General features: G+C 61.5%; 1 protein-coding gene and 1 pseudogene. One reads left to right on the top strand and one right to left on the bottom strand.

From position 1 onward, the window contains the following. Positions 1 to 214 precede the first annotated feature (214 nt). Positions 215 to 673, top strand: coding sequence for an Lrp/AsnC family transcriptional regulator (locus AC1DY5_RS55710; RefSeq protein ID WP_478122718.1), 459 nt, complete (start codon positions 215 to 217; stop codon positions 671 to 673). Between the two features lie 311 nt (positions 674 to 984). On the opposite strand, the pseudogene AC1DY5_RS55705 reads toward AC1DY5_RS55710, so the two are convergent. Beyond that, positions 985 to 1,388 (bottom strand): annotated as a pseudogene (locus tag AC1DY5_RS55705) (IS1634 family transposase); the annotation flags it as partial.

Raw genomic sequence — 1,388 nt, 5'->3', positions numbered from 1 at the left:
ATGCCGCCGTGGCTCGACGGGTCGCGCCCGGCGCGCACCAGATGGGTTTCGGAATCAAAGGAAGTCAACGTACCGGTCTTTCAGGAGGGAAGCCAAGGCGATGCTCCAGTCTAGAAAGGAAGCGGTGGTTTCTTTTGCTGAAATTTGCCTCTTCGAGCTATATGCAAGCAAAATATTACTCAATCATCATTCAATATTGGATTTGGATACCCCGATGGACAGAATCGACAAGGCGATCCTCGAACTGCTGCAGGTCAATGCGAGTGCTTCCCTGCAGGAGATCAGCGAACAGGTGAGCCTGTCGGCCACGCCCTGCTGGCGCCGGATCCAGCGGCTCGAGCGCGAGGGCTACATCCGCCAGCGGGTGGCGCTGCTCGACCCCGACAAGCTCAACGTGGGCGTGACCGTGTTCGTCGCCATTCGTACCAGCCAGCACAACGAGAAGTGGTTCAAGCGCTTCAGCAGCGTGGTGGCGGCCATTCCGCAGATCGTCGAGTTCTATCGCATGAGCGGCGACACCGACTACCTGCTGCGGGTGGTGGTGCCGGACATCAAGGCCTATGACGCAGTCTACAAGCGGATGATTCGCGAGATCGAACTGTCGGACGTGAGTTCGAGCTTCGCGATGGAGCAGATCAAGTACACGACCGCGCTGCCGCTGGATTACGCTTGAACGGCGAGGCGCCGAGCTTTTCGATCCGATGCGGGCTGCGTGAGGGTGGGGCGGGCTCACGCCGACGGCGTACTCTGCTCCGGCATCGGGTGGCCCCCGCGGCGAAATAAAAGAGGAGGCGAAGCCGGGGGACGTTCGCGGAGGGGGCTACCCGGTGGCCTCGGCGCGCGCCCCGAATCCCGCTCGCGGCAAGGCTTCACTTTGAGTCGTGACCTATTTCACGGTCAAGATTAGTACTTAGCCCGAACTTTGGTTATCGCCGAGACGTAAGTGCGCGCCCTGCTTGAGCTTTTGGTTCGCAGGGAGAGCGGCTACTGGGTACAGGCGGGATTCAAGCCGAGCAGCTTGAAGGCCTTGGCCTGAAGCGGCGTGGGCCGCGTGGTGGTGACGATCTTGGCCTCGGGGTTGAGGTGGGTGTGGGTGATGTTGTAGGCCAGGGTGGAGAGGTCTTGCAGCAGGGTCCTGAAGCTGTGCAAGGGTGAGCCGTCGTCTGCCGTCTTGCTCGCATCCTTGGCCCTGGCATGCTCGGATCGCAACGCCTTGGCCACCGCAGAGGCCCTGGTGGCGCTGGCCTCTTCGAGGTACTCGTCATCGAACAGCATGGGCTTCAGACGCTCGCGCATTTGCCACTCGACGTAGTAGGCCAGCATGCAAAGGAAGACGTGGGCGCGCACGCGCTGCTCGCTGTAGTGGAAGACCGGGCGCACGTGCAGGT

The organism is Variovorax sp. P4_D9, assembly GCF_056401695.1.
The sequence above is the reverse complement of the archived record's forward strand: the minus strand, read 5'-3'. Positions and strand labels throughout refer to the sequence as shown.